The 25,283-nt window shown below is 44.4% G+C and carries 28 protein-coding genes and 1 other annotated feature; of the genes, 9 read left to right on the top strand and 19 right to left on the bottom strand.

Annotation, left to right across the window (positions count from 1 at the left end):
• Positions 1-5 precede the first annotated feature (5 nt).
• Complete coding sequence (locus WCK19_RS11850) at positions 6-1,289, top strand: glycosyltransferase family 4 protein (RefSeq protein ID WP_342397595.1); 1,284 nt, start codon at positions 6-8, stop codon at positions 1,287-1,289.
• Positions 1,286-2,305, top strand: a complete 1,020-nt coding sequence (locus tag WCK19_RS11855) for an efflux RND transporter periplasmic adaptor subunit (protein WP_342397596.1) — start codon at positions 1,286-1,288, stop codon at positions 2,303-2,305. Before WCK19_RS11850 ends, WCK19_RS11855 begins: the two co-directional genes overlap by 4 nt.
• Before the next feature lie 250 nt (positions 2,306-2,555).
• Here the strand turns inward: WCK19_RS11855 and WCK19_RS11860 are convergent, their stop codons facing one another.
• The 3 genes from WCK19_RS11860 to WCK19_RS11870 are packed head-to-tail and all read right to left on the bottom strand — an operon-like array spanning position 2,556 to position 6,947.
• Positions 2,556-3,023: a response regulator gene (locus tag WCK19_RS11860; RefSeq protein ID WP_342397597.1), complete on the bottom strand. Its 468-nt coding sequence runs from the start codon at positions 3,021-3,023 to the stop codon at positions 2,556-2,558.
• A gap of 4 nt (positions 3,024-3,027) precedes the next feature.
• The gene (locus WCK19_RS11865; protein ID WP_342397598.1) at positions 3,028-5,334 is read right to left on the bottom strand and encodes an ATP-binding protein; all 2,307 of its coding nucleotides are present in this window, start codon (positions 5,332-5,334) and stop codon (positions 3,028-3,030) included.
• A gap of 44 nt (positions 5,335-5,378) precedes the next feature.
• The gene (locus WCK19_RS11870; protein WP_342397599.1) at positions 5,379-6,947 is read right to left on the bottom strand and encodes an IS701 family transposase; all 1,569 of its coding nucleotides are present in this window, start codon (positions 6,945-6,947) and stop codon (positions 5,379-5,381) included.
• A 511-nt stretch (positions 6,948-7,458) separates the two neighbouring features.
• On the opposite strand from WCK19_RS11870, the gene bchG reads away from it, so the two are divergent.
• Together bchG and WCK19_RS11880 are read left to right on the top strand one after the other, a co-directional pair.
• Positions 7,459-8,415, top strand: coding sequence for a (bacterio)chlorophyll synthase (gene bchG, locus WCK19_RS11875; protein WP_342397600.1), 957 nt, complete (start codon positions 7,459-7,461; stop codon positions 8,413-8,415).
• Positions 8,416-8,943: 528 nt separating this feature from the next.
• Positions 8,944-9,501 (top strand): DUF1997 domain-containing protein, encoded by a 558-nt coding sequence (locus WCK19_RS11880; protein ID WP_342397601.1) that lies wholly within the window; start codon positions 8,944-8,946, stop codon positions 9,499-9,501.
• Positions 9,502-9,593: 92 nt separating this feature from the next.
• On the opposite strand, the gene WCK19_RS11885 is transcribed toward WCK19_RS11880, so the two are convergent.
• From WCK19_RS11885 to WCK19_RS11895, 3 genes are all read right to left on the bottom strand, one after another.
• Entirely contained in the window at positions 9,594-10,013 is a 420-nt protein-coding gene (locus WCK19_RS11885; RefSeq protein WP_342397602.1) for a CoA-binding protein, read from the bottom strand.
• 145 nt (positions 10,014-10,158) lie between these two features.
• The gene (locus tag WCK19_RS11890; RefSeq protein ID WP_342397603.1) at positions 10,159-11,220 is read right to left on the bottom strand and encodes a DMT family transporter; all 1,062 of its coding nucleotides are present in this window, start codon (positions 11,218-11,220) and stop codon (positions 10,159-10,161) included.
• A 77-nt stretch (positions 11,221-11,297) separates the two neighbouring features.
• Positions 11,298-11,675: a response regulator gene (locus WCK19_RS11895; protein WP_342397604.1), complete on the bottom strand. Its 378-nt coding sequence runs from the start codon at positions 11,673-11,675 to the stop codon at positions 11,298-11,300.
• Positions 11,676-11,780: 105 nt separating this feature from the next.
• On the opposite strand from WCK19_RS11895, the gene WCK19_RS11900 reads away from it, so the two are divergent.
• Positions 11,781-12,179 carry a zinc ribbon domain-containing protein gene (locus tag WCK19_RS11900; protein ID WP_342397605.1) on the top strand — a complete coding sequence of 133 codons (399 nt, stop codon included), beginning with the start codon at positions 11,781-11,783 and terminating at the stop codon, positions 12,177-12,179.
• Here the strand turns inward: WCK19_RS11900 and WCK19_RS11905 are convergent.
• The 3 genes from WCK19_RS11905 to WCK19_RS11915 form a co-directional block, all read right to left on the bottom strand.
• Entirely contained in the window at positions 12,169-13,200 is a 1,032-nt protein-coding gene (locus tag WCK19_RS11905) for an ABC transporter permease (protein WP_342397606.1), read from the bottom strand. The genes WCK19_RS11900 and WCK19_RS11905 overlap by 11 nt on opposite strands.
• A 3-nt stretch (positions 13,201-13,203) precedes the next feature.
• Positions 13,204-14,352: an ABC transporter permease gene (locus tag WCK19_RS11910; RefSeq protein WP_342397607.1), complete on the bottom strand. Its 1,149-nt coding sequence runs from the start codon at positions 14,350-14,352 to the stop codon at positions 13,204-13,206.
• Positions 14,353-14,438: 86 nt separating this feature from the next.
• A complete protein-coding gene (locus WCK19_RS11915; protein ID WP_342397608.1) occupies positions 14,439-15,551 on the bottom strand; it encodes a BMP family ABC transporter substrate-binding protein in 1,113 nt (370 codons plus the stop codon).
• A 394-nt stretch (positions 15,552-15,945) separates the two neighbouring features.
• Between WCK19_RS11915 and WCK19_RS11920 the strand changes: the two genes are divergently transcribed.
• Both WCK19_RS11920 and WCK19_RS11925 read left to right on the top strand, forming a co-directional pair.
• The gene (locus WCK19_RS11920) at positions 15,946-16,248 is read left to right on the top strand and encodes a hypothetical protein (protein ID WP_342397609.1); all 303 of its coding nucleotides are present in this window, start codon (positions 15,946-15,948) and stop codon (positions 16,246-16,248) included.
• A 199-nt stretch (positions 16,249-16,447) separates the two neighbouring features.
• Positions 16,448-16,957 carry a hypothetical protein gene (locus tag WCK19_RS11925; RefSeq protein WP_342397610.1) on the top strand — a complete coding sequence of 170 codons (510 nt, stop codon included), beginning with the start codon at positions 16,448-16,450 and terminating at the stop codon, positions 16,955-16,957.
• Positions 16,958-17,020: 63 nt separating this feature from the next.
• On the opposite strand, the gene rplL is transcribed toward WCK19_RS11925, so the two are convergent.
• The 7 genes from rplL to rpmG all read right to left on the bottom strand — a co-directional run bounded on the left by rplL (position 17,021) and on the right by rpmG (position 20,724).
• Complete coding sequence (rplL, locus tag WCK19_RS11930; RefSeq protein WP_342397611.1) at positions 17,021-17,413, bottom strand: 50S ribosomal protein L7/L12; 393 nt, start codon at positions 17,411-17,413, stop codon at positions 17,021-17,023.
• A 61-nt stretch (positions 17,414-17,474) separates the two neighbouring features.
• Positions 17,475-18,032, bottom strand: coding sequence for a 50S ribosomal protein L10 (rplJ, locus tag WCK19_RS11935; protein ID WP_342397612.1), 558 nt, complete (start codon positions 18,030-18,032; stop codon positions 17,475-17,477).
• A gap of 60 nt (positions 18,033-18,092) precedes the next feature.
• Positions 18,093-18,320: a sequence feature (ribosomal protein L10 leader region), on the bottom strand.
• A 59-nt stretch (positions 18,321-18,379) separates the two neighbouring features.
• Positions 18,380-19,099, bottom strand: a complete 720-nt coding sequence (gene rplA, locus WCK19_RS11940; RefSeq protein WP_342397613.1) for a 50S ribosomal protein L1 — start codon at positions 19,097-19,099, stop codon at positions 18,380-18,382.
• 55 nt (positions 19,100-19,154) lie between these two features.
• Positions 19,155-19,580 (bottom strand): 50S ribosomal protein L11, encoded by a 426-nt coding sequence (rplK, locus tag WCK19_RS11945; protein WP_342397614.1) that lies wholly within the window; start codon positions 19,578-19,580, stop codon positions 19,155-19,157.
• Between the two features lie 19 nt (positions 19,581-19,599).
• Positions 19,600-20,127 (bottom strand): transcription termination/antitermination protein NusG, encoded by a 528-nt coding sequence (gene nusG / locus WCK19_RS11950; protein ID WP_341471843.1) that lies wholly within the window; start codon positions 20,125-20,127, stop codon positions 19,600-19,602.
• A gap of 180 nt (positions 20,128-20,307) precedes the next feature.
• On the bottom strand, positions 20,308-20,538 hold the full coding sequence (gene secE, locus WCK19_RS11955; RefSeq protein WP_342397615.1) for a preprotein translocase subunit SecE: 231 nt from the start codon (positions 20,536-20,538) through the stop codon (positions 20,308-20,310).
• A gap of 21 nt (positions 20,539-20,559) precedes the next feature.
• The gene (rpmG, locus tag WCK19_RS11960) at positions 20,560-20,724 is read right to left on the bottom strand and encodes a 50S ribosomal protein L33 (RefSeq protein WP_342397616.1); all 165 of its coding nucleotides are present in this window, start codon (positions 20,722-20,724) and stop codon (positions 20,560-20,562) included.
• Between the two features lie 394 nt (positions 20,725-21,118).
• On the opposite strand from rpmG, the gene WCK19_RS11965 reads away from it, so the two are divergent.
• Together WCK19_RS11965 and WCK19_RS11970 are read left to right on the top strand one after the other, a co-directional pair.
• A complete protein-coding gene (locus WCK19_RS11965) occupies positions 21,119-21,340 on the top strand; it encodes a hypothetical protein (protein WP_342397617.1) in 222 nt (73 codons plus the stop codon).
• Positions 21,341-21,345: 5 nt separating this feature from the next.
• Positions 21,346-21,762, top strand: coding sequence for a hypothetical protein (locus WCK19_RS11970; protein WP_342397618.1), 417 nt, complete (start codon positions 21,346-21,348; stop codon positions 21,760-21,762).
• A gap of 135 nt (positions 21,763-21,897) precedes the next feature.
• Here the strand turns inward: WCK19_RS11970 and WCK19_RS11975 are convergent, their stop codons facing one another.
• From WCK19_RS11975 to malQ, 3 genes are all read right to left on the bottom strand, one after another.
• Entirely contained in the window at positions 21,898-22,440 is a 543-nt protein-coding gene (locus WCK19_RS11975; RefSeq protein ID WP_342397619.1) for a DUF1697 domain-containing protein, read from the bottom strand.
• A gap of 41 nt (positions 22,441-22,481) precedes the next feature.
• Positions 22,482-23,522, bottom strand: a complete 1,041-nt coding sequence (locus tag WCK19_RS11980) for a glycosyltransferase (RefSeq protein WP_342397620.1) — start codon at positions 23,520-23,522, stop codon at positions 22,482-22,484.
• 61 nt (positions 23,523-23,583) lie between these two features.
• Positions 23,584-25,113, bottom strand: coding sequence for a 4-alpha-glucanotransferase (malQ, locus tag WCK19_RS11985; protein WP_342397621.1), 1,530 nt, complete (start codon positions 25,111-25,113; stop codon positions 23,584-23,586).
• Positions 25,114-25,283 lie beyond the last annotated feature (170 nt).

Consider the following 25,283-nt stretch of genomic DNA (forward strand, 5'->3'; position numbering starts at 1 on the left):
TCAGGTTGCGTTATCTGCATGTACTTCCGCGCTATTACCCCTTTATTGGCGGCTCAGAAGTTTACATCCAGCAAATCGTTGAGCGTTTGGTGGAGCGCGAACCCGGCGCAGCGGTTTCTATTTATACCACCGATGCTTGGGACCTTGAACACTTCTGGAGCAGCGGCAAGCGTACCATTGGGCGACCTTCCCACGAAGTAATCAATGGTGTGGAAGTTGAACGTTTCAAGGTGCGAAGAGTGCCAGTTATATCACCCCTATTTTTTCCGGTTTGGCGTAGGCTGCTTACAATGTTGAGCGCGTCGCCGATACCTTCTGGTGTCGCCGTCCCATTGTTGCAACAAGCCTGCCGAATGACTCCTTTGATACCATCGCTCGGTCATGCCCTCCGGCAAGCTAATTATGACCTTGTGCATGCCGTAAACGCGCCCTTCGACAGTATAATTTACGATTCATGGCAAAATGTGAAGCGCACCGGGGCGGCTTTTGTGTTTACGCCGCATGTGCATTTAGGAGAGCCAAAAAACCCGCAGGTTCGCAAATATTACACCATGCGACACCAAATGCACTGGATGAATCAAGCTGATGCGGTAATTACTATGACTTTCCTTGAACGTGATTATGTGGTTAGTCTTGGTGTACCGGGCGAAAAGGTGCATATTGTAGGACCGGGGATAGAACCATCCACCATACTGGGCGGTAATGGTCAAGCATTCCGGCAAAAGCATAACATTGAAACGCCCATTGTTTTTTATCAGGGTACTGCTGCCTTTGACAAGGGAACGGTGCATTTGGTACAAGCAATGCAATTGCTCTGGAAGGAAAAGAAAACCGAAGCCACACTGGTTATTGCTGGTCCGGTGATGAGCCATTTCCAGAAGTTTTATGATGAATTACCCGCTGAAGATAAAGCTCGCACCAAAGTATTAGGCTTTATTTCCCCAGAAGAAAAGCGCGACTTGTTTGCAGCGGGTGATGTTTTTGCTATGCCAAGCCGTACCGATAGCTTTGGAATAGTTTATCTGGAAGCATGGCTAAATGGCAAGCCGGTGGTGGGCGCAGCAGCAGGGGGCGTTCCCGGTCTGGTAAGCCATCAAGAAGATGGGTTGCTGGAGGAGTTTGGAGATATACCGGCGATAGCACACAGCATTTTAGCCTTACTGGAAGATACTGGTTTATCCGCAAAGTTGGCGGCGGCAGGAAGAAAGAAAACGCTAGAACACTACACCGCCGATATTGTTTACGGCAAGGTAAAAGCCATATACGACCATACACTTGAGGCTAGATGAGGCGTTATCTGATTCCGGTTCTGGTAATAGCAGTTTTGCTAAGCCTGCTTGGCGTAGTAGTATATTTTACCGTTGCTCAACCAAAAGGCGCTTCAACCACTATCTATACAGTTCGCAGCGGTACAATTACTGCTACCGTTCGCGCTACCGGGCGGGTAGAATCCTCTCGTTCTCAACAACTTTCTTTTCGTAGTTTGGAAGTAATCCGCAAGATTTACGTGAAGCCCGGTGACACTGTGCCTGTTGGCACGTTATTGGCAGAACTGGATACCACAAATCTGGAAAGAAATTTGGCACGCGCCGAAGGAGAACGTGATATAGCCCGTTTCAACCTGAGCGCAGCGCAAGAGCGTGCCAGCAATACGCCAACTCTCACTCCCGCTCCTACGCCAGAGCCACAATCCTATTCAGGTGGTTATGCTGCTGCCCGGCAAGTAGAACTGACAGAGCTTCAGGTTGCGACTGCTCGGCAAGCATTGGAAGCGGCGCGTCTCTATGCCCCTTTTGACGGCACTGTATTAATGGTTAATGCACAGGAAGGGGAATCACTAAGCGGTGCGCTCATTCAGTTTTCTGATTTAAACGCCTTGCAGATACGCGCCGATATAGACGAATTAGACGTTCCAAATGCAGAAATTGGACAGCCTGTAGTGATAAATCTGGATGCTTTTTCCGGTAAAGCCTTTGATGGCAAAGTTTCAAGCATTGCGTCTCTTTCTACACAGCGACAAGGTTCTTCCAGTTATTCTTCAATAATTTCTTTCAACCAAAAGCCTGATATTAAAATCCGGATTGGAATGGCAGCTACCGTTACTATCACAAGCCTTAGCAAGAATGACGTTTTGCTGGTTCCATTGCGAGGTCTAGAGTCTATTGGTCTCAGAAAATATGTGAATTTAATCAAACCTGATGGAAGCATCGAGAAAACGCCAGTAGAAATTGGAATAACTAGTGGGACGGAAACTGAGATTGTAAGAGGTATCAGTGCAGGAGATAAAATAAGTATCATTCGTTAAAACAATCACTTTGTAAGGAAATCCCCTATATAAAGATAAAGATAATCCTGACTTACAAAATCTCTATACGAATCCTAAAATATATTAGTAAATTTTAATGTATGGCAATAAAAGTAAATGTTCTCCGCACTATGCGTGTGGTGTTGAGCAGGTAAGACAAGAAATATCGCAGCAGTAGCTTTCAAAGCACATCAGTGAGCGGAAAAACCGCTCGCTTTTCTTTTATATGAATGTCTGCTTGCAAAACACCTTATATGACAAAATCGCCCAGTAAAATTGTTGTTTCAAACCAATATTCGAGCAATATTTTCAACATTTGTAGAAACCTTTCAAGATTTACTGGCTTCAGGATATAACTATTTGCGCCGTTTCTGTAGCAGGTCTCTACGTCTTTTGGGCTGTTGGTGGTAGTCAGAACTATTACCGGGATTAATTTGAGTTTTTCATCTTGTTTGAGTGAATAAAGAATATCGCGTCCGTCAGTACCCGGTAAATTTAAGTCAAGCAAGATAATTGAAGGAGGAGGTAATCGCGGTTGGGAACTATATTTGCCATTGTGATTGAGAAAATCCAACGCTTCCTCGCCATCTACGACCCGATAAACCGGATAAGAAACCGCTAGTTTCTTAAAAACCCATAGAATTGTCTGGTAATCCTCCTCGCTATCCTCAATCAATAATATTGAATGATGTGTAGGTATCACTTCGTCAGTGTACATGTGATTACTTTAATTTCCTTGAATGCAAAGTGAAATAAAAGGTACTGCCTTCACCAAATTCTGATTCTGCCCAAATTTCACCTCCATGCCGCTCAATAATTTTCTTGGTAATTGTAAGCCCCGCGCCTGTTCCACCGCCAAATTGATCTCTAGCATGCAGTCGCTTGAAAATCTGAAAAATAGATTCTAAGTGTTTTGCGCGTATGCCAATACCGTTATCTTTTACGTAGAATATATAAGAATTATCGTAATCGGCTAGTTTTTGGTTTGAATTGGTTTGCTCACCGGGCGCAAAATAACCGATTTCAATCCATTTTTTCAGCTTGTTATTATATTTGATAGCATTGCTTATTAGGTTATTATATACTTCGCCCAATCTTACTTTATCGCATTTGATTATAGGCAGAGGACGCGGCAACCGCACTTCGACTTTATCCTGTTCCAATCGCGCACTCAGTATATCCAATGTTTGGTGTACTACTTCATCCAGATTTATAACACTTACTGAGAAATCTATCCTTCCCACTCTTGAAAAATACAACAAAGAATCTAGAAGCCCTTCCATGCGCTGGGTAAGACGCGCTAGTGTTTTTAGTTTATCCTTACCGTCCTGATCAATTTGGTTAGCGTAATCCGCGAGCAAAATATTGGAATAATTATGCATACCTCGCAAGGGTTCTTTTAAGTCATGTGAGGCAATATAGGAAAAAGCATCCAGTTCGATATTACTTTGCTCTAAATCGCGATTGAGTCGTGCCAGTTCATTGGCTTGTCGCAGTAAAATAATATTTACAATAGCATCTTTTAGTTCGCGTGCTGCATTTATTTCACAGTCAAGCCAAGGCTGAGAAGTTAGTTGGACAGTTTCTTTCCACAATTCGAAAGATTTGCGCGGCAACAAACGCTCTCCATCGTCAGATATTTCCATTGGTTTGTTGGGATTACCACCCCAATTTACCGTTTGAATAATCTCTGGGCGAAACCACAAAATAAAATGTTTCTGTGAACGTACAATAGCAACTGACAATAAGCCACTTGAAATATCTTTAAATTTTTGCGCTTCCGAATATTCTTTAGACAGACAATTAGAAGAAAAAATATCATCGGTAACACTATCAGAAAGCCAATTAACTAATTTGGCAATTTGAGCATTATCGGGAGTTTCTCCCAATTTAGAAATAGAGCCATCAAGGCAAACCGCTACCCCACCTGCATTAATAAGATTGGATAAGTTTGGATTATAATTAAGCAACCTATCTATATAATTCTCTTGCATTGATAACTGCTCAATTAGTCGGGCGTGTACCTCTTTAATTTGAAGCCTGTATTCAAAATCCTCATTTTCCTCTCTGGTAGAGAGTTGGAGAGAGATAATTTGCCCCATTAATTCACAAGCGGTTCGCAGTTCGTAAGGTACAAATTTTGGCGACTCATGATGGCAGGCAATTAAGCCCCACAAGTGATTATTTTGAATTAAAGAAATGGACATCGAGGCTTTTACGCCCATATTCTTCAAATATTCAATGTGAATCGGTGAAACGCTACGCAATACTGAATAGCTCATATCAAGCGGCTTAGCAGTTACTGGATTCAAGATTGGGGTTAAGGGCGCGGGCGTATAATCAACATTACATATCAGGCGCAGCCAATTCAGCATATAAAGCGCTCTGGCTTGTTTAGGAATATCCGAGGCAGGATAGTGCAAGCCTAGAAAGGAGCTTATACCCTCGCCAATAGATTCTGCCAAAACTTCCCCGCGCCCTTCATCATCAAACTTATACACTACCACGCGGTCAAATCCAGTAAGATTTTGAACATGTTCGGTCACTACCTGACAGAATTCGCGTACAGTCATATTGCTGGATAAACTAGAAAACATAGATTTGACGTGGTTGTATAAATCAGGGGAATTACCCGCTTTCACAAACTTAGAAGGTTCTAGTTCTAAAACCAGTACGCCATGAATGCGGTGTACCAGGCTATCGAAAACTTGACCCTGCACCTTAAGAGTAAAAATATAAAGGGGATTATTCTCGTAATTCTCCCGCTTCAAGCTGGCTTGTAGATAGTTAAGTTGGTTTTTTTTGAGAATAACGCTTATAGGTTTGTTCAACAATTCAGTAGGGTGAAGTCCAAGATGTTGGTAACTATTACTACTGATTTGTATAATAGTTAATTCAGGCTCTTTAAGTACCAGTAGCACACCATGAGGTTGGATATTGCCCGGTATATGTATCGGTTCTCTATCACAATTTGTCAGGTCAACATTATCACTTGTTATTAATGATTCTAGGCTAGGTTCATTATCCATATAACGTTTCTTCTATTCAAATGTTTTGAGTTAGCTCTACAATTTTAGCTGTTAGTGGATACATAATAAACGTATGCTGCCATCGCCAGGGTAATATGCCGATACCAACCGTGCCAATATCTTACCTCGTATTGATCCAATCCCACCTCGCTTTTAGCCAACTTCCAGATTTTCTCATTGAGCCGATATTGTCCCTCAACTTGAACCATATCAGCCAGAGTAGTAGAGGATGGAGCAAATACCAGATAATAGCGGTATTCATTGGGCGTTTCGGCTTTGCGCCGAATTAACATCCAGTAACACCAGCCATTATTTTTTTGTAGCCCTTCAACTTTTATAAGGTTCCAATCGTAATAATCATAGCCAAAGAACTTTTGCTTGTAGTTAAGCTGTGTCCAAGTTGAAGAATTTAGGGAAGAAAGGTAATTATCCATACCATTAGCAGTAATTTCCAGCGGAACACTAGTCAACTCCATTATTTCAGGATTTATTTCGAAGAGGAATGGTATAGATTTCTCTCCCAGCCATTGACGCAGAATTTTATCATTGCCGTAAATTATATTACCGGCAACCCAACGGAAAGGTACTCCTGCCGAAACGGTTCTTTCGAGCATGCGGAGCGCAAATTCAGGTCTGCTATGGTGTACCGTATTTTCAGGAATCATAGCATAACTGCGCTGTTGGATATCGCTAATCCATTCTTGAGGCAGATAAAGTTCGCGGTCGAGAATAACATTACCCAAGGGGCTGTTATATATAAGGAAAACCCCTTTTTGACAATTTTCAATAGTATCTGTTTGAAAACTTAGCTGACGTGCCACACCAGCAGATTTAATACCTTTCTTTGGAAAGCAGACTTCATCAATGACCAAAACGGAATTGGGATGTCCCAACCGCTCAACCATATAATCACGTAATTGGTCTCTCACCAATTCAGCATCCCATTGGGCATGGCTTAGCAAACGCTGCATCTTGGCAGGGTTGCTATCGCCCGCTTGCGATGCCAACTGCCAGCAATTCTTGCGTTTGGCATCGCTCAGTAACGCCTTAATATAAGCAAGCACCTGTGCGCGAGTTTCGGAGCGCAAGAAGAATTTCGATATTCTGGAGTGCAATTCTATTAACATAGGATCAGTAAAGGCTGGTTGTTGTTCTACTCGGTAATTCTTGTACCCTTCAAACACCCGTTCCATTGCCCCAAACCAATAATCCAACACAACCTTAAGAGATTTAACAAAGCCCTCCAGATTAACGGGTTTGTGTAAATAACTATTTGCCCCTTCTATATAGCAGCGATCAATATCTTGAGGATTAGAAGAAGAGGTCAGCACCACCACTGGCAACATCTTGAGTTTGGGGTCTTGCTTTATTTGTTGTAACACTTCTCTGCCATCAGTACCGGGTAGGTTCAGGTCGAGAAGGATTAGGCTAGGGTCTAGCTCATGAGAATACTTACCATGTTTGTGCAGATAATCCAGCGCATCATCCCCATCTTCACAACGACGAACAATTTGAGGCGCTGCAAGCTTTTTAAAAGCCCATAAAATAGCCTCATAATCTTCATCGCTATCTTCTACTACTAGAATACTTTGAGAAGGAGAATATCTTTCCATACGTAACCTACAATCAACTTCAGCTAACTCAAAATACAACCACTAGACACCTTTTATGGGTATAAATGTTACTTATCAACCTCATAAAATTACATTTACGATCCTTTTTTAACGATATTACCTTTGTCTAACTATATTTGCAAGTGAATTTCAAGCTGCAAATAAGGTTTTTACACCCACATATTACTACAACTACACTTAGCATAAGAACTAGAATCGTATTTCAGCATAGCACATGCGTAAGACAAAGTTTAACATAACACTTAGTAATATTTAATTGTCTTTTTGTATATTTCAGCCTACTTCGCAAAATTGGACAATATGTTATAATGTAAAGCATTGGTCTCACTCTATACATGGCAATTTTTAGGTGAGTTTATAATTGTAAACTGGTCTAGGAGTTGCTCAAATTTATGCCTCAAAGGTTATTCCAAAATATGAATATCCGTATGATATTCGTAGTATCAAGATAAATCTTAGTAAAAAGTATCAGATAGGATTTAAAGTAAAGATGAGACAATCAGAATCTCTCTCTAAGAATAGCCGGGCGCAAACTATTTTGCCGCAGAACGTCCGCTCTACTCTTCGTGGGCATATTGACCTTCTCGACCCTGTTACTTGGGTTTCGGGTCCGCAAGGATTTATCAGTGGTGCTCTTGCTAGTGGCGCTATGCTCTGGGACTGGAAAACTTTCTGGTTGGCTTTTGCTGGTCTGGTACTGGTAGGTCCACTTTTAATCGGATTTAGCCAGTCAATCAACGATTTCTTTGACCGCGATGTTGATGCAATAAACGAACCAACTAGACCGATACCGGCAGGGTTGGTTACTTTGCGAGGAGCTATCCTGAATTTCAGCCTAGCCGCGATTCTTGCAATCTTACTCTCAATAGTTTTGGCTATTACAAGTAAAAGTGGTCCGATATTAATAATAATGACCATACTAGGGTTGCTGTTAGGCGTGTTTTATAGCATGCCACCGGTAGAGTTCAAACGTAATGGTTTGATTGGACCACTTTCTGTCGGGTTTGGCTATACCTTGATGACTTGGCTCTCAGGACTGCTCATTTTTGGTCCATTCAAAGGGGAAGTGCTAATTACGGCGCTTGTAAACGTTTTTGTTTCTACTGGATTATTGATTTTGAACGATATCAAGAGCATTGAGGGTGATAGAAAGCTGGGCTTACGTACTTTGCCGGTAAATTACGGAGTACATAATGCTCTAAAAATCTCTTATGCTTTCATTGATGTCTCACAGCTTTTCTTTGCCATTTACTTGATTGCAACTGGGCATCTCTGGATTGGTATCTTACAGGTGGTTGCTCTGTTGGTACAGTTCAAGGCACAGCGCGATCTTTATGCCACTCCCAACCATAGCCAATACAAGAAATATCTTCTAACCGGGAACGGCTTAATCACCGTGATACCTCTTTTGGCGGCACTAAGCTTTGGCGGTTACTTGTCCCTTTAATCCCCTATTTAGAATCCCAATGTGAGAAGGTAGCATTTATCAAGCTACCTTTTTTATATCCTTTAGCAAACACCATTCTATTCCTACAAAGCTACTTATAATATCTCATGCAATTCTTTATGAGTTGAAAATTCTGCATTTTTAAATTCTATAATTGCATATAGATATATTTTTAATCGTTTATATGCAGGTAGTATATAATTAATTTACTTTGTTGAGGCGTTATGCTATACTAAAAATAAGCAAAATAACCTATATAAACTACAGTTAGTTTAATAAATGGCGTTGTAGAAAACCTAAAAGCATTGTTACCCGTAGTTTTATTAAGCAAGATGGAGTAAGGAAGGTCAGGGATTTGAGATACTCAAGGCTATTTTGGATAGCAACAAAATTGGCTGGAAGGCAGTTGCTCGCAATCTCAAAACCCTAGAATTGGTTTTGGCAAAATAACCAAAAGTTTATCAATTGGATTCTTAAAAACATAATAAATCTCACTTTTTAGTCCTAACTAGGAAGGACACATAAGCTATGTCTTCTCCCGATGCAAACAAATTTTTGGTAAGAAGCGAGGTTAAACATGCTTATACCATAAATGCGAAAGCCGATTATATCTTTGAATACCTAAGCGATATAAAAATGTTACTGGTCAATATACCAAATATTAGCCGCATACAAGTACGTAAGAATAGCGGACAAGCACGGCTGTTTTGCAGTATGCCTGTATTAGCTTTTAAGATGAACGTGGTGGTGGATGTTGAAATTAGAATAGATTCAGCGAATCGCACAATTTCATTTTTTAAACCAACCGCATTGATTGATGCTTTGCCACATGGTTATATTGTAGGCACTTTCGGAGCTAACATTGATATAATGCCGAAAGAGAACGGCGATACCCGTATTATCAGCCAAGTAAATCTTGGATTTGATTCTAGCCAGATTGATATGTTCAAACTGCTACCGCCAATTATTCTTGAGTCAGCAGGACAAAGAATGCTACAGGAATTTGTTGACCAAACCAGTAAGAATTATGTCAGTAAGCTGGTAAATGATTTTCCGATTTGGTTGCGCCAAAAGCAACAGACTTAAGAACCATTTGAAAGGTTTCGCCAACCCTGCTTTTAGTTCCTTAACCGAACAGAAACTGCCGGACTTCAGCTTACTGGTAGCAATTGGTTTGATTAACGCCAATGCCTCCGCCCTTTTGCTACCATGCAGCAGGCGTTATAGACTACCTGTAAGCCTAGTTCTTTTGCATAGGCGATGTTTTCCATCGATTCTGCGCCGGGCTGAAACCAGACCGTTCTGATACCCAACCTTGCCGCTTCCTCCAGAAAGGGTAGCGAAAGTTTGGCGGGTAAGACAAAATCTACCACTGTCGGTTTTTCGGGCAATGCCGAAAGATTTGGGTAACAAGTAATGCCGTCAATTTGGGTAGCGCGGGGGTTGATGGGGTAGATGGTATAACCTGCGTTCGTCATATTGTGCAGGATAACATTGCCGTACTTGTTGGGGTTGGAACTTGCGCCTACCAATGCCCACACTTTGTTATCCACCGCTTCTTGGACAATTTCGTCCATTGTCAATTCGGTTGCACTCATATTTTCTATACTCCAAGTGCATTAATACTAGTTGTGACTACAGGACAGGCAAGGGGTTTAAGCCCCTTGTCTAAATTTAGGTTCATTTTTCTGTTCTGGGCGAAAGTATTGCTTATAATATAAGCCTATATGCAAACGGGCGAAGCTATTTTCTGGCTATGCCCGGTCTTGCTCTTGCCGGAAGGATTATCGGACCAACCTGTGTGAAGATTAGACCTGCTGCCACTACCAGCAATGAGAGAAACGCCCACAAATCGGGGCGATTGCGGTCGCCTAGCGCCAACCAACTCAGTAATACCGCCAGCGCTGGATACACCGCGTTGATAGGTAGCACCTTGTAGGCAGGCGCAACTCGCAAGGCAAAGGTTAAGAAGCCGGTTGCCAGAATCCCGTTGATTATTGCGCCACCCAGTAGGTAAAGCCACACTTGTTCGCTCAAGGTAAACTGCTGTCCAATTTCATTGAAAGTGAGTAGCTCGAACTTGCCGTTGCCTAGCACGCACATCAGGAGAAACGCCCCAATTGCGCCTGCAAAATATTGTAACGCCAATCCGCCGAACGCTGATACGCCCCGATTCATGCCTCCTCTAGCCAAGATTGCCGCGCTTGCCCAGCAAAATGCTGCGCCCAAGCCGAAAGGAATAGCCCACCACCAATCTTTAGACAGAAAGGGGTTTTCTTGCGAATGGGTAGCAATTGCCACGCCCGCCAACCCGATAACCATTATTATCATTCCGGCGTAGATATAGCGGGTGGCTTTCTCCTTTAAAAATACCACGCCCATAATAATGGCGATTAGTTCCCAAGTTTGGACGAAGGGGAGGGTGATGTTCAAGCCTTGAAAGCCGCTGACAATCAACGCTTGAAAAAAGGCGGCAGTGCCGATTTGGGTAAAAACGCCCGCCAGCATAAAAAGCCAACGCCCTTGCCCCCGATACTGCTTAACCTCAGTGGTCTCGACATGTGCTGTGTTGCTGCGCCGTCGCCTGATTACTATCAAGTAAACTGCTAAGGCATAGATTATTATAGGTATCGTTTGAATGGTAGCGGCAGCTAATGCGCCGGGTCGGTTGATATTTTGGGTAGCGGCTTGGTCGTACACATTACCGGCAGCGAAACTTAGCATTGCCAGCGTCATCCAGACCTGACCCGGCACCTGCTCAAGCAGGGTGAATAGGTTAGGCTGTTTCATTTTTTTACTTGTCATGATTGGGAATAATCCTCCAAACCCCTGTGTGGTATTATTTTAGCTGGGAGAATTTTATCTTACTGAAAAGACTAGTGTCAATTTGATTTGCCATCGAGAATATCGTCCACACGGTGTAGAAGAGCAAGCGGGCTGAAGGGTTTAATAAAATAGTCATTAGCGCCGGCATCTAATCCGGCTTTTATATCATTCTCTTGAGTCATAGCAGAAAGTATCAGAATATAGATATGGGCGTAATCTGGATGGGACTTTAATGTGCGGCAGATATTTAACCCGTTAAGGCGAGGCAAATCGAGGTCGAGGAGAATCAGAATTGGGCTTTCTTTTTTGGCAATTTCCAAACCTGTATGTCCATCATATGCCTGTAGAAGGGTATAACGATTGTCACCGCCAAGCGTGGCGTTTACAAGGTCTTGAATAATTGAATCGTCTTCAACTATTAGAATCTTATGCATTGGATTTTACATTATCTGGAATTTAGAAATTATTAATTAGTTGTATTATTATGTTATAGTTTAATGTTAAATTTGTCAAGTTTTTTATTAAGAGGATGTAAATCTATGCCTATTTATGAATACCGCTGTGGAGTCTGTAAGTCTAAATCGAATTTGTTTTTCCGTTCGATTGCTGCCGCCCCTGAAACTAGTGAGAATGCCGATTTGGCTTGTCCAAAATGCGGCAATAAAGCCTTATCGCGCATGTTTTCACGTTTTGCGGTCAGGCGCGGGAGTAGCAACGAAGGTAACGAGCTTTACGAAATTGACCACATGTTGGCAGGGGTAGATGGGGAGGACCCTCAAAGCGTGGCGCATATTGCCCGACAGCTTGCCCAACAAGCGGGAGAGGACATCGGACCCGAATTTGACGAAGCCATGTCTCGCATAGAATCGGGCGAAGAGCCTGACTCTGTTATCGGGGATTATGACGCACCCACAGGTGAGGACGGCTCTATTGCTTAGTGTACGGCACGCCAACTGATGCTGGTGGGCGACTTCTGCCGATAACTCCTGCTACTACCACAATTGTAACTACGTAGGGAATAGCCTGTGTGATGGTATGTAGCCATGTAATGTTACCGTACCAACTTTGCAACATGCTATCAGCGGTGATACACAAGCCGAAAATCAATGCTGCTCCCCAAGCGTTTAGCGGATTCCAATTGCCGAAAATCATGGCAGCCAGAGCGATAAAGCCTGTGCCTACCGTCATACCTTCGGTGAAACCGCCTAGCACCTGTAGCGAGAAATATGTCCCTGCCGTACCTGCCAACATGCCGCTAATTACCACGTTTATGTAGCGTACTTTAAAAACGTTTACTCCGGCAGTATCGGCGGCTTTAGGATTTTCGCCTACCGCTCTGGTACGCAAGCCCCAGCGCGTTTTGAACAGCACATAATGCCCGACAAAGATGGCAACTATGCCAAGGATTGTGACAAACCCTAGCGTGAAAGAAGTGTTTTCCACCTTAAAACTGATAGCAGGGAGCTTTGAAGGGGTAGCATCTGCCGTTTTTTTTGTAAGGCTGTGAAGAAAGCTCGTCAAACCAAAGGCGAAAATATTGATTACCGTGCCGCTGATGATTTGATCTACTCTGAAATAGATTGAGAGCGCCCCGTGAAATAATGCCAGTAAGCCACCTACAAGAATCGCCCCAATAAAGCCAATCCAAATTTCTCCGGTTATTTTAGTAAAAAGTGCGCCGAAATATGCGCCTGAAAGCATCATGCCTTCAATCGCAATGTTCACCACGCCGCTACGTTCGGAGAAAGTGCCGCTCAATGCGCCAAGCGTTATGGGAGTGGAAAATGCCAGTGTGAAAATGATTACCGAAAATGTGTCAATTACGGGCTGTTGTCCCACCGCCGAACGCCAGATAAACACAGCCGGAACAACCGCTGCCAGCGCTATCCAGATGGTGTATTTGCGTAACCAGCGCGACACTTTTAAATTATTGCCAATTTTCAGGGCTGTTTGTGCCATCTTCTAATCTGCCTTACCCCAACCGCGTGTTAATACTACGCTCTCACCACTCTGAGCTTTGATTCGGTACAACCAACGCAATACCTGATCGGCGGCTACAAAGAGAATTACCAACGCTTGTATCATTAAAATCAGGTCGCCGGGTAACTGTCGCCCATCTGCCGCGACTGTGTCAAATTGCATTTGGCTTGCGCCCTGCTTGAGCGCACCAAAGAGAATTACAGCGGCAATTACTGCCAATGGGTTGTTTTTGGCAAGTAGCGCAATGGCGATGCTGTCAAAGCCGTAGCCCGAACCCAAGGCGGCATTATAGCGGTAGCGGAAACCGGGGCTACTCATTACTTCAAGCGAGCCTGCCATACCCGCTAACATCCCGGCGATTGCCATTGTAGCCAGCAGTATAAATTTCAGATTGATACCCGCATAGCGTGCCGCGCTTGGGTTTGCGCCTACCGTGCGTATTTCCAAGCCGAGCGGTGTTTTGTAGAGAATAAACCAGACCGTTAACGCCATTGTGACACCGATTACCAGACCCCAGTGTAGCGGTTGCCCTGCCACGATAGTGCCGATACGGGCGTTCTCGCCGATTTGGTCGCTCTGGCTCATGCGAGCGGGGGCTTTCATGGGTCCGTCTGCGCCTACTAGCCAAGAGGTAATGAAGGTGGCGATATAATTTAGCATAATGGTGGTAATTACTTCATGCGCTCCTGACCAAGCTTTGAGTGCGCCCGGTATTGCGCCCCATAACGCTCCGCCAAGGCATCCGCCCGCCAGCGTGAGAGGGATGGCAAGAAAACTGGGTAAGCCACCAACGTTTATTCCAACCCAAGCGGCGGAAATCGCCCCGATTTTTATTTGCCCTTCCGCTCCAATGTTAAACAGCCCTGCGCGAAAGGCAAAGACTACTGCCAATGCAGTGAACATATACGGGGTCGCGGTGGCGAGCGTACCGTTTATTGCTTCTAGGTCGCCAAATGAGCCTTTCCACAAACCACCGTAAGCCTGTAACGGGCTGAAACCCGATATAAAGATAATTAACGCTCCTACAATCAGAGCGGTTATTATGCCCAGCAGTGGGATAAATAATTGGCGGAATATTTTTGCCAGGATATTTCTTTTTTCGGTTTCAAACGCTACGGCAGGTGAAGCCATTCTTTCTCCAGCAAAATGTGAGGGGTATTCTGTGGAAGGCGGCTATTAAACCGCCCTCCCAATTCAAAAATGAAGAGAAAATCAGCTTAGCTGACTACCACATTCGTTTTGATGGAACCATCCTTAAGACCTTTGTCAATGGCAGTGAGCGCATCTTTCAGTTCTTGAGGAACATCCTTTTCCAAGTCGTGGAAAGGAGCAAGCCCAACAGGTCCAACGTTGTTTCCGCCCTTGAAGCTTCCATCACCGACGGCTTTCAGCAAGCCGAATACACCGGGGGTGATGAGTTTGGTAGCGCTAGAAATCAAGCGTGATGCAGCTTTCGGCAGGGTGTAATACTGGTCGGTATCAACACCGATTGCGTAAATGCCTTTATCGGCTGCGCTTTCAACTGCGCCGTTGCCGGTGTTGCCTCCGCCGCCGAAGAGAACATCGTTACCGGCAGAGATGAGAGCGGCAGCCTGTTGTGAACCCCATACCGGGTCACTGAAAGCATTGTCGCCGTCTGGGTGGTAGGTCAGAGTTACTTCAGGTGCTTTGCCGGCTTTGACTAGTTTGGGGTTATTTGCCCAGAGGTAAGCGGCGCCGTTTTTATAGCCTTCGCCAAACTTGAAGACGGGAGGAACAGATTTGGTACCTAGTACCGCGCCGAGTTTGCCGCTCTTGCTTACGCCTGCCGCCAATGCGCCGATTAAGAAGCCCGCTTTGTCCTCATCGAAGATGAGTCCGGCAAGGTTGGCAATCGGGTTTTTCGCATCTTGCCCTTGGTCAACGCCGATGAATTTGATGGTTGGGTTGGCTTTGGCAGCTTCGATGGTAGCATCGCCGATAAGGAAGCCTACGGTTACGATAACATCATACTTGTCATCTACGAAAGTTTTGATGTTTTTAGCATAATCTTTGGTATCGGTGGTTTCGACGTATTTAACATCGTAACCAAGCTCTTTCTGAGCCTGCAACACACCGTTCCATGCAGATTCATTGAAGCTCTTGTCATTTACACGACCGACATCTGTTACCAGTCCTACTTTGAGCTTTTTGCCAGCAGCAGTAGTGCCAGCGACAGTAGTCGCAGCTTTAGTCGCAGCGGCAGTTGTTGCCGGTACCGGAGTAGCGGTATTGTCACCACAAGCAACTAATAAAACGCTTAGTAGCGTTATAAAAGCTACAAGTAACCCTAACTTTCTGAAATTTCGCATTGATTAAATGCTCCTCCTGGATTATATACAAAACAGTTGCCCAGAACCGCCGGGCATCGGACGCGACAAGCGCGTATCAGGTAGTTAGCGAGGTATAAATCAAACTTCCACATTGAAACGAGGAGATTGTATCTGAAAATCATCCGCAAATCACGGTAGATATTTATCGCTTTATTAAGAACCTCTATAATAGGGTAGCAAGAGAGGAGCGGAATTTACTTAACACAACCGCATTATCCCTTATCATTTATGGGGATTATAGCATGCCCCTTTAGCGGACGCAAAATATCAAATAGAAATCCACTTGCTTTCTTTCTACTTGTCATTATAATTATTATCAAATCCTGATACGAAATTTGTTATTAGGTAGTAGCAGATAAGGGGAGTTTGTGCGATGAGTACGTTGTTTTTCTTGTGGGATATCCGTTCGGAAAAAGAGCGGGAATATAAAGACTTTATCTCAAACGAATTTCTCCCCTTGCTGGGAAAACTCGATATGAGTGTGACTGACGGTTGGCTGAAGATAGCCGGTGAAGGTCCTCAAATTATGTATTTGGCTGAAAGTGATGACCTTGAAACAGCAATTCAAGTGTTAGGCTCTAGAGAATTGAAGGCGCTTGAGACGCGGCTTGTAGCTTATGTGGAAAATTACAGCAAGCATTTGGCGAAACGCGATATCAAGAATGAGAACCACTAAGTTTTAAACGGTGCTTGCAATGGAGACGATTTCAGGCAAGGGATTTAAACCCCTTGTTTTTTATTTCAAGCTTTTTCATCATAATTCTAGCCATTAGTCCTATATATATTTCTTTAAATTTATTTCCTTAATATAATATGGAATTGATGTTGATATTATTTTATTGGATTTCTAAAGAAAGTTTTTTTGAGCCACCATTATGCACAGTTTTGCTATTTTTCTGCACTATACCGGATTTCTGGCGCTGGCGGGTGGTGCGATTGGATCAATTATAGCGGTTAACACAGTCTGGTCTATTCTTTCCATTTCTCCCTCGCAAGCGCTAGGTGTAAGCCGCCTTATTAAGCGTTATGAAGTTTTATTACATTTAGGTTCTGTGGTGTTAGTTTTGAGCGAAACGCTGGAGCTTGTCATAAGTTCTGGCAATATTACGATAGAAGCCGGAGAGTTTCTGGTTTATTTATTGCTATTTGTAAATGGCTTATTTCTGGCAAGTCCTGCTTGGGATAGGTTGTCCAAGCTGATGCCCCAATGGATGATGGCAAATGGGTCAATTCCTTCGTTGATGGTAGCAATGGATCATATTCATATGTTGCCAACTAAAGAAGAGGTGGAAACTAGCCTTAAACAGGTACGTAATCGCTTGGAACTATTTCAATGGAGTGAGGCTATTTTACTTTTTTCAATGCTGATTTTAGTAGCTTTATAAAAAAGCAAAGCCCCCTTACCTGTATAGGGGGGTAAGGGGGTTTTGATTCCAGAAGAGGCGAAATTACTTCACGTCTGCCTTAGCGCCAACTTCAACCAACTTGGCTTTACCGGCTTCAGCGGCTTCTTTGGTAACGGCTTCGAGAATTGCCTTAGGAGCAGCTTCAACTAGTTCTTTGGCTTCTTTCAAGCCGAGGTCGGAGCGAAGGTCGCGCACTACTTTAATAACCTTGATTTTCTCAGCGCCGATGTCGGTCAGAACGAGGTCAAATTCGGTCTTAGCTTCCACTGGAGCAGCTTCCACTGGAGCAGCCGCAGCTGCAGCCGGAGCAGCCGCAAACTGCACTGGAGCGGCTGCGGTTACGCCGAATTTATCTTCCAATTGCTTAACGAGTTCACTTACTTCCAGAATGTTCAACTGAGCAATAAGCTCTACAATTTCATTTACGGTAGCCATTGTGCTAACATACTCCTTCTTTTAATTTACTTTGCCGGACAATTCCGGCTTAACTATCAACTTAATTTTGTTCTTCAAGCTGCAACTTACGTTGGTTCAATACGTTAACCAAGTTGCGCGGGACACCGGACATAGCGTTAACCAGTTGCTGGGGCGGTTGCGACAGCACGCTTACCAAATTGCTGGCGGGCGCATTCAGGCTGCCCATCAATTGGGCGATTAATACTTCTTTGGTGGGTAGTTTAGTAAGCTCTTCCAACTTCGCAGCTTCGATAACTTTGCCACCCAGAATTCCGACTTTTATCTTAAAGACTTTGGAGTCTTTCTGGAAATTGAGTAACTCCTTAACGCCTTTTACCAGATCGCTTCCAACAAAAGCAATTGCGCTAGGTCCGGTCAGGACGCTATCCAAACCTTCCCAACCCAATCCCTTGACAGCACGACGCGACAGAGTGTTTTTTGAAACATGATATTCTGTGCCGGTGGGCAACAGTTTGCGACGCAGGTTAGTAATTTCCGACACGCGCATGCCACGATATTCGGTCAAAATCGCAATTGTACTTTTCTCGAATAGGGTAGAAAGTTCATTTGTCAATACGGCTTTTTTCGGTGTAGGCACTCGTTATTCACCTCCTTCCTTACAGATTTCGGACTATATTGTTCGGGCTTTAGCCCAATAATCGACAATAAAAAACCCTTTTGCGTTCCTACCTAACCGGTACTACCGGGGCAGGTCGCAAAAGGGTGCAATCATACATAGTAAACCGCACGCCGATAAAAAGGGCGTAAGGACGGTTGAACTATTTGATTGTATCTTTTCCCTTTTACGTCTTACCTCGGCGGGCTACGGCAAACGCCGCTTTTAAGCTGTTGCGCCGGCTGTCTCTGGCAGGACTATATATTTGGGTTGAGCGAAAGTACGCTCAGAAAATTCCATAGTTAGGGAATACTTTAAGGTAATCCCAATTAGTTAGTGTTACCTACCTCTGCTAAGGTCGGGTTCACCTCTAGGTGAATGCCAGGACCCATAGTGCTGGTAAGAGTAATGCTTCTAATGTAAATGCCTTTAGCGCCGGAAGGCTTGTTGCGCACTATACCTTCAATCAAGTTCAACACGTTTTCGCGAATCTGTTGCTCACTGAAGCTGAGCTTGCCGACTCCAACGTGTATTAGACCTGCTTTTGGCTCGTTGCGAAATTCGACTTTACCGCGGCGAGTTTCTTGAATAACACGCGGCAGTTCGCTAGGTTGGCAAATGGTACCACTCTTTGGGTTGGGCATCAAGCCACGCCGTCCCAGTATTTTACCGAGTTTACCTACTTTCCCCATTTGTTCCGGGGTAGCAACTGCTATGTCGAAATCAGTCCAGCCACCTTCGATTTGCTTGATTAAATCATCACTACCCACGAAGTCTGCGCCTGCCTGCCGAGCAAGGATTTCACCTTCGCCCTGAGTAAACACCAAGATGCGGACTTGCTTGCCAGTGCCATGTGGCAGAACGGCGGTGCTGCGGACCTGTTGGTCGGCGTGGCGTGGGTCAATGCCTAACCGGAAGTGCAATTCTATGGTTGGGTCAAACTTTACATAACTGGTTTTTTTAAGGAGAGCAATTGCCTCATCCAGCTTGTAAGTTTTTTTGCCATCTACCTGCTTGGCAACTTCGGTGTATTTCTTGCCATGTTCCATGGTGCTATACCTCCTGTGGTACTAATGGGCAGCTATGCCCTCCCACTTTATAAACTTAATCGACTACGGTAATGCCCATGCTGCGGGCAGTGCCTTCAACTTGCTTTACAACGGCTTCGATAGTTGTACCGTTGGTATCTTTCATCTTGATATTGGCAATTTCCGCAACCTTAGTGCGAGTAATTTTACCCACTTTTTCGGTGTTAGGTTTGCCGCTACCTTTATCCACTCCAGCAGCCTTCCGAAGCAAGTCGGCGACAGGCGGAGTTTTGGTGATGAAAGTAAATGAGCGGTCTTCAAAAACAGTAATTTCGACCGGAATAATCTGCCCTACCTGCTGTGCGGTGCGTTCGTTGTATTCTTTAACGAAGCCCATCAGGTTGATACCGTGCTGACCGAGCGCAGGTCCAACCGGCGGTGCAGGAGTTGCCTTACCGGCAGGCAGTTGCAACTTTACAATTGCTTTAACCTTTTTAGCCACTTTTTATATCTCCCCAGAACTACACAATTTTCTCAATTTGCAAGAAATCGAGGGTCAACGGGGTTTCTCGCCCGAATATGCTAACCATCACGGTTACCTTGCTTTTGGAATTATCAATCGAGTCAATCATACCGGTGAAGTCAGTGAAAGGCCCATCAATAATCTTGACCGCTTCGCCCACTTGGAAGCTAGTTTTGATTTTAGGTGCCTGTGCTTCCATCTGCTTCGTAATCAACTGCATCTCATCTTCGCCGAGGGGCGTTGGCTTGTTGCCGCTGCCAACGAAGCTGGTTACGCCCTGAGTGTTGCGTACTACATACCAAGACTCATCGGTCATAACCATTTCTACCAGAACATAGCCGGGATAAACTTTGCGCTGAACGGTATGCCTAGAACCGTTTTTAATTTCGGCTTCTTCAATGGTAGGCACAATAACCCTAAAGATTTTGTCGCGCATATCCATTGAATCAATACGGCGTTCTAGCGCTCGCTTCACCTTGTTTTCATAGCCGGAATAAGTGTGTATCACATACCAGCGCCGCCCCATGTTTTCTTGGTGTCCGGTGCTGGGTGATAGAGAGGGGCGTTCGGCTGTAACAGGTGCCAGCGCTTTTTGCGCTGCCGTCTCTTCTACCGTGGCTTCCTCAGCCGATTCAAGTATTTCTTCTTGCATCTCCGGCTCTTCCTGCGGAGTCTCTTCCATTTCAGTGAACCTCAATTTAAGAAGCTAGACGTTGAACAAACCTCTAAGCAAACCATACAATCCCGTAAGAATCAAGTCGAGTGCGCCAAGCACGGCAGCCATTACGCCGGAAAGCGCGATAACCACGATGGTCATGTTGCGTGTTTCCTTGCGACTGGGCCACTCTACCTTGCCCATCTCTTCTTTAGAATCTTTAGCAAAACGCACTAAAGGTGGTTCTATTGATGGGTCATCTAGCAAGCTTTTGTCTGCCATAAAGCGTTGTTCTCCTCGCCTTTATTTAGTTTCGCGATGAATCACCACTTTGCGTTCGCGCTTGCAAAACTTGCTAAGCTCAAGCCGGTTAGGGTCATTGCGCTTGTTCTTGGTGGTGGTATAATTGCGCTCTTTGCAACTTGTACAGGCGAGATGAATTATAATCCTATCCGCTTTTTTTGCCATTTTGATTTCCTGTCATCACAAATTCAGTCAAAAAAAATTCAGGGGGCTAATTTGCTCCCCTAACCTTAGCCGAATGATTATAGCATAGCTATTCAAGTTTGTCGAGTCATTTCAAGTCGCGAGCCAGGAAAATGCGTTTGGACAAAAGAGTCTCTGATTTGGTAAGATTTGAGTTCTGAAGCTTAAAGCAAACCAAAGGAGAGCCAACTGAATTATACAATGACAGTTTGGGATAACCAGTTTGCCTAAAGTAATAGTTAATGTCAAAGCCTTATTAGGATTTGGCTGCTTATATTGCTGATTTATATCGTGATACTATGTTATAATTAGCACGCTTGTGAAGTGATACACATCTATTTTCAATCGAATCACGCTATAAGGAGACTATATTCTCATGAGCCTGCGGGTTCTTAAAGAAATCGTGTATATTGCGATGGGCGATGAAGTGTTTCGCCGTAAAGTCATTTTCCAGCCTGATGAATTGCTGCCGAACTATGACCTTACTTCAACGGAATTATCGGCACTGCGGTTGGGTGACAAAAAGAAGTTAATCGATCTCGGTTTAGAGGAATCCCTCGCGACTTATGCGGAGGCACTGCTCTCGCGCCGGAGATAGTGGTTATGGCTAGTTGTGGTAAGCCTGCCGATGGCGAAAAGAAACTCAGAATAACGGTGGTAAAGCAACTTGCCGGAGCAGAAGTTCAGGCGCGTGGTATCCTATATGATACCCAGCTTGAACATATTTTGCGTAAGGGCGTTGTGACCTCTTTCCGTGATTTCTTGGGTCAATCGGGGCATGGTCTGCCTTCCGAAATGATGGATGACCCTCTGCGATTGGAAATGGTGATGCACCAATTAATCCTGAATCGTCCCGAACTATCCGACAAACATGTGGCTAGTCGTCTTTGGTTGGATGGAAATACTGCGCTTGGGTCAGGCAATCCTAGTCTGAATGAAGCCAGTCGCACTGCCGAAGAAAAGTTGCAAGAGATGGGGCAGGCACAAAGCGAAGCGGGCAGAAATCCGGCAAACGGGTAATCTATCTGTGTACCTGTGTACTCTCGGCGCAAATTAAGCGTAGGGGATTTCTATCCTTACCGCGCCTCTTGTCTTGACCAAATTGTCCAGTACGCGCGAGGTAGTAAATGGCGAGGTTTTCCCGGAGAACCCCGTTTAACGCTGCATTATCTCGGCTAATTTTGTTACAGTATTCCAGTTTCGTCCGGTTCCGGTCACTTTTAGCTTTTTTTCGATTACCGCGTTGATAAGTTTTGAGGTACCAATACCATTCGGGTAGTAGATATATAATTCTTTGCCAGATAGGTGGAGTTCTTCGAGACCAGAGAAGGCTGAGCTAAAATTGTGCTGTGCTTGCTCATCCGGTGTATCTGACAAAAACATTACCACTACCCATTTGGTCTCTTTCTCCGGTTGGTTTATAAAAGGATTGTTAGCAAAGACTTCTTTTAATTCAGCCTGAGTTCGTAGCATAACTTCTGTATGGAAGCCAAACCTTTTTTCAAATTCAGTTGTTATTTGCTCGGTGAGTTGATGAGGGTCGATTTCTTTACTATCAAATACAACGTTGCCAGTTTGCAGATAAGTTGCTATATTGCTCAATCCAAGAGCTTCATGTACTTCCGTGAGGGCAGCCATTTTTACCTGAGCATTTCCTCCCACGTTGATTGCTCGAAATAAAGACAGGTATGTTCCCATATTACCCCTTTACTTTTTGCTGTTACTTTGTATCCATTCAATCATTTTATCTTTTTTCTTTCTTTGCAGACACGCCAAAATACTCCAACCGGATAGCCGATCATTTTTGCCACATCTCCGGTAAGGCGAATCAGCGGAACTAACAAAAGTGCCTGTATTTTTTTTAGTAAAGCCAATTTTTGCCAGCCCTGTATTTCATTCAGAATCAAACGGCGATGCGGCTTAAAGACATATCCCTCACCAACAAATGATAATACTAGCCAGAATAATTTCCAACGTCTCGCCATTAGTATTATTAGCGGGGCAGCTACCAGATAGATTACATAGCGCAATAGGTGGCGCTTTAGGAATAAATCGGCTTTGCCATCTCCGCGTGCATAGCGATAATATTGAATGTAAAAGGCTTTTAGATTGCTCCGGGGTCGAAACAGCACTTCTGCTTCGGGCTGCCAGACAAAAGGATAGCCCGCTTTTAACAAGCCCAAATCAAAAATCAGGTCTTCGCAATAATCGAGCCATTCCGGGTAGCCGCCTATCTTTTCCCATGCGTTGCGCGGGAACGCAACTGAACGGCTGCTTGGTAAGAACTTCTCCGGCTTAATATCGCGAGCGGTGGGCAATACAGTTGCACCCATCGCTATTTCAAAAGCAGAATCGGCAGTAGGGTCGGCGCGGAAAAAGCCGCAAGATACGGCATTTGGGCTAATGTAAAACGGTTGTAACAGCTTTTCCAACCAGATGGGTAGCAAGCGTACACCCGCATCAGTGGCAGCGATAATCTCATGTGAGGCGGCGGCAATCGCAAGGTTGCGCCCCCGCGATATATTTGCGCCCCGTTCTATAATCAGTTTCAAGGGTAAATCCGGGTTTGTTTCAGCCCAGTTTTTGATTATAGCAGGTGTGCCATCTTGTGAACCACCATCCACGATTATTATTTCATCAGGGCGGCGCGTTTGCTCACGCAGGCTGTTCAGCAACTTTTCTATATTGCTGGCTTCATTGTAAACCGTGGCAATTAACGAAACTTTTAACATTTCACTGACCATTCGTTTTATACTGGCTAACAAAACCGGGTAGCCCAACGGACTACCCAGACATTTAATTATAAAATTCTCTGTCGCTATCTCAGGCTTTCGGTTTCTCTTATTTGCGCTCCGCCAACTTCTTGCGTTTTCTCATCGTCTCAGGGTCGCGACCATAGAGGTTGGTAAGTGTTTTCAGGTACTCTGCCATACCGGGTAAAAGTTGGTCATAGCTAAAGCGCCATTGCCAATTACCGGCAGGGCGACCGGGGAAGTTCATCCTCCCAGAGCTATCCAAACCTAGCACTTCCTGCAAGGGGATAATAGCCATATCTGCAACCGAACTGAACGATAGCTTTATCAATGCCCAGTTGATGTCGCGACCATCGCTATTGGTGTACATTCTGGCGCGGTGCTGTTCATCAGGTGGGGCTTTTTCGTACCAACCGATTGAAGTATCGTTATCATGACTTCCGGTGTAAACCACCGAATTTTTGGTGTGGTTGTGCGGTAAAAAGGGATTCAAGGCATCGTCTGAGAAGGCGAACTGGATAATCTTCATGCCGGGCAAACCAAGTTGATCGCGCAACTCATAAACTTCTGGAACCATCTCGCCTAAATCTTCGGCTACAATCGGACAATCCCCCAGCGTTTCGCGAATCTTATCAAAAACGTCTGCGCCCGGTCCCATTCGCCATTCACCTTTTATAGCAGTTTCTTCTGAAGCAGGAACCGCCCAGTAATTGTAAAAGCCTCTGAAATGATCTATTCTCACAATGTCTGCCATTTTCAGGGCTTGCCGGAAACGTTCAATCCACCACTCGTAGCCAGTAGCTTTCAGTTTCCCCCAATTATAGAGCGGGTTACCCCAACGTTGCCCGGTTTCGCTGAAATAATCGGGTGGCACTCCTGCAACATGGGTAGGGTTGAGTTCTTCATCAAGGTAAAATACATTCGAGTTTGCCCAAACATCCGAGCTATCATAAGCCACGAAAATGGGTATGTCTGCGATTAATTGGATACCTTTTTCGTTGGCGTATTTGCGTAGAGCTACCCATTGGCGGTTAAACTGGAACTGGCAGTAAATATAGTAGCCTATCTCATCCGCCAGCGTTTTTTGCCATTTAGTAATAGCGCTTAACTCATGCCTCGCTATATCGCTGTCCCAAGTATTCCAAACGCCACCCCCAAAATGCTCCTTTAACGCCATGAATAAGGCAAAATCAGGCAGCCAATTTTTATTATCATTTTCAAACTGCGCCAATTCTTTCTTCAACACTGTCGAAGCCATTGCTTTGAAATGCCGATAAGATTTTCCCAAGATTTTTTTCTTGCGTTCAATAACCGGACCGAAGTCAACCCGTTCGGCAGGGAAATTTGGCATGTTGTGCAAGTCTTCTGCTTTTAGGAAGCCTTCCTCTGCCAATTTGTCTAAATTAATCAGCAACGGATTTCCGGCAAACGCCGAAAGACTATAGTAGGGAGAGTCGCCGTAGCCAGTTTGGTTGAGCGGCATAAATTGCCATAAGGTCTGATCTGTAGCGACCAGAAAATCCACGAATTTGTAAGCCATCTCTCCTAGTTCCCCAATACCGTAGGGTCCGGGAAGGGAGGTAGGATGGAGTAATATTCCGCTACAACGCTCGAACATTATTATTTATCTCCAAGTTAGTTTCTGATTGTTTATAATATCTAGCGGAGTAACTATACCATAAAAAATGGATACATTCTGAAGGTAGTATCCATTAAAAGCTTTGAGGAAACCCTTATTTTAAAAGTAAGTTTAAGCATCATTTCATCCGAAAAGAGGCGCAAAATTTA

It is taken from the genome of Candidatus Chlorohelix sp. (assembly GCF_037138995.1).
GTDB lineage: Bacteria > Chloroflexota > Chloroflexia > Chloroheliales > Chloroheliaceae > Chlorohelix.

Coding starts and splice junctions, on each gene's coding strand:
- WCK19_RS11855 (WP_342397596.1), top strand. CDS start 1,286: ATGAGGCGTTATCTGATTCCGGTTCTGGTAATAGCAGTTTTGCTAAGC.
- WCK19_RS11860 (WP_342397597.1), bottom strand. CDS start 3,023: ATGTACACTGACGAAGTGATACCTACACATCATTCAATATTATTGATT.
- WCK19_RS11865 (WP_342397598.1), bottom strand. CDS start 5,334: ATGGATAATGAACCTAGCCTAGAATCATTAATAACAAGTGATAATGTT.
- WCK19_RS11870 (WP_342397599.1), bottom strand. CDS start 6,947: ATGGAAAGATATTCTCCTTCTCAAAGTATTCTAGTAGTAGAAGATAGC.
- bchG (WP_342397600.1), top strand. CDS start 7,459: ATGAGACAATCAGAATCTCTCTCTAAGAATAGCCGGGCGCAAACTATT.
- WCK19_RS11880 (WP_342397601.1), top strand. CDS start 8,944: ATGTCTTCTCCCGATGCAAACAAATTTTTGGTAAGAAGCGAGGTTAAA.
- WCK19_RS11885 (WP_342397602.1), bottom strand. CDS start 10,013: ATGAGTGCAACCGAATTGACAATGGACGAAATTGTCCAAGAAGCGGTG.
- WCK19_RS11890 (WP_342397603.1), bottom strand. CDS start 11,220: ATGACAAGTAAAAAAATGAAACAGCCTAACCTATTCACCCTGCTTGAG.
- WCK19_RS11895 (WP_342397604.1), bottom strand. CDS start 11,675: ATGCATAAGATTCTAATAGTTGAAGACGATTCAATTATTCAAGACCTT.
- WCK19_RS11900 (WP_342397605.1), top strand. CDS start 11,781: ATGCCTATTTATGAATACCGCTGTGGAGTCTGTAAGTCTAAATCGAAT.
- WCK19_RS11905 (WP_342397606.1), bottom strand. CDS start 13,200: ATGGCACAAACAGCCCTGAAAATTGGCAATAATTTAAAAGTGTCGCGC.
- WCK19_RS11910 (WP_342397607.1), bottom strand. CDS start 14,352: ATGGCTTCACCTGCCGTAGCGTTTGAAACCGAAAAAAGAAATATCCTG.
- WCK19_RS11915 (WP_342397608.1), bottom strand. CDS start 15,551: ATGCGAAATTTCAGAAAGTTAGGGTTACTTGTAGCTTTTATAACGCTA.
- WCK19_RS11920 (WP_342397609.1), top strand. CDS start 15,946: ATGAGTACGTTGTTTTTCTTGTGGGATATCCGTTCGGAAAAAGAGCGG.
- WCK19_RS11925 (WP_342397610.1), top strand. CDS start 16,448: ATGCACAGTTTTGCTATTTTTCTGCACTATACCGGATTTCTGGCGCTG.
- rplL (WP_342397611.1), bottom strand. CDS start 17,413: ATGGCTACCGTAAATGAAATTGTAGAGCTTATTGCTCAGTTGAACATT.
- rplA (WP_342397613.1), bottom strand. CDS start 19,099: ATGGAACATGGCAAGAAATACACCGAAGTTGCCAAGCAGGTAGATGGC.
- nusG (WP_341471843.1), bottom strand. CDS start 20,127: ATGGGGCGGCGCTGGTATGTGATACACACTTATTCCGGCTATGAAAAC.
- secE (WP_342397615.1), bottom strand. CDS start 20,538: ATGGCAGACAAAAGCTTGCTAGATGACCCATCAATAGAACCACCTTTA.
- rpmG (WP_342397616.1), bottom strand. CDS start 20,724: ATGGCAAAAAAAGCGGATAGGATTATAATTCATCTCGCCTGTACAAGT.
- WCK19_RS11965 (WP_342397617.1), top strand. CDS start 21,119: ATGAGCCTGCGGGTTCTTAAAGAAATCGTGTATATTGCGATGGGCGAT.
- WCK19_RS11970 (WP_342397618.1), top strand. CDS start 21,346: ATGGCTAGTTGTGGTAAGCCTGCCGATGGCGAAAAGAAACTCAGAATA.
- WCK19_RS11975 (WP_342397619.1), bottom strand. CDS start 22,440: ATGGGAACATACCTGTCTTTATTTCGAGCAATCAACGTGGGAGGAAAT.
- malQ (WP_342397621.1), bottom strand. CDS start 25,113: ATGTTCGAGCGTTGTAGCGGAATATTACTCCATCCTACCTCCCTTCCC.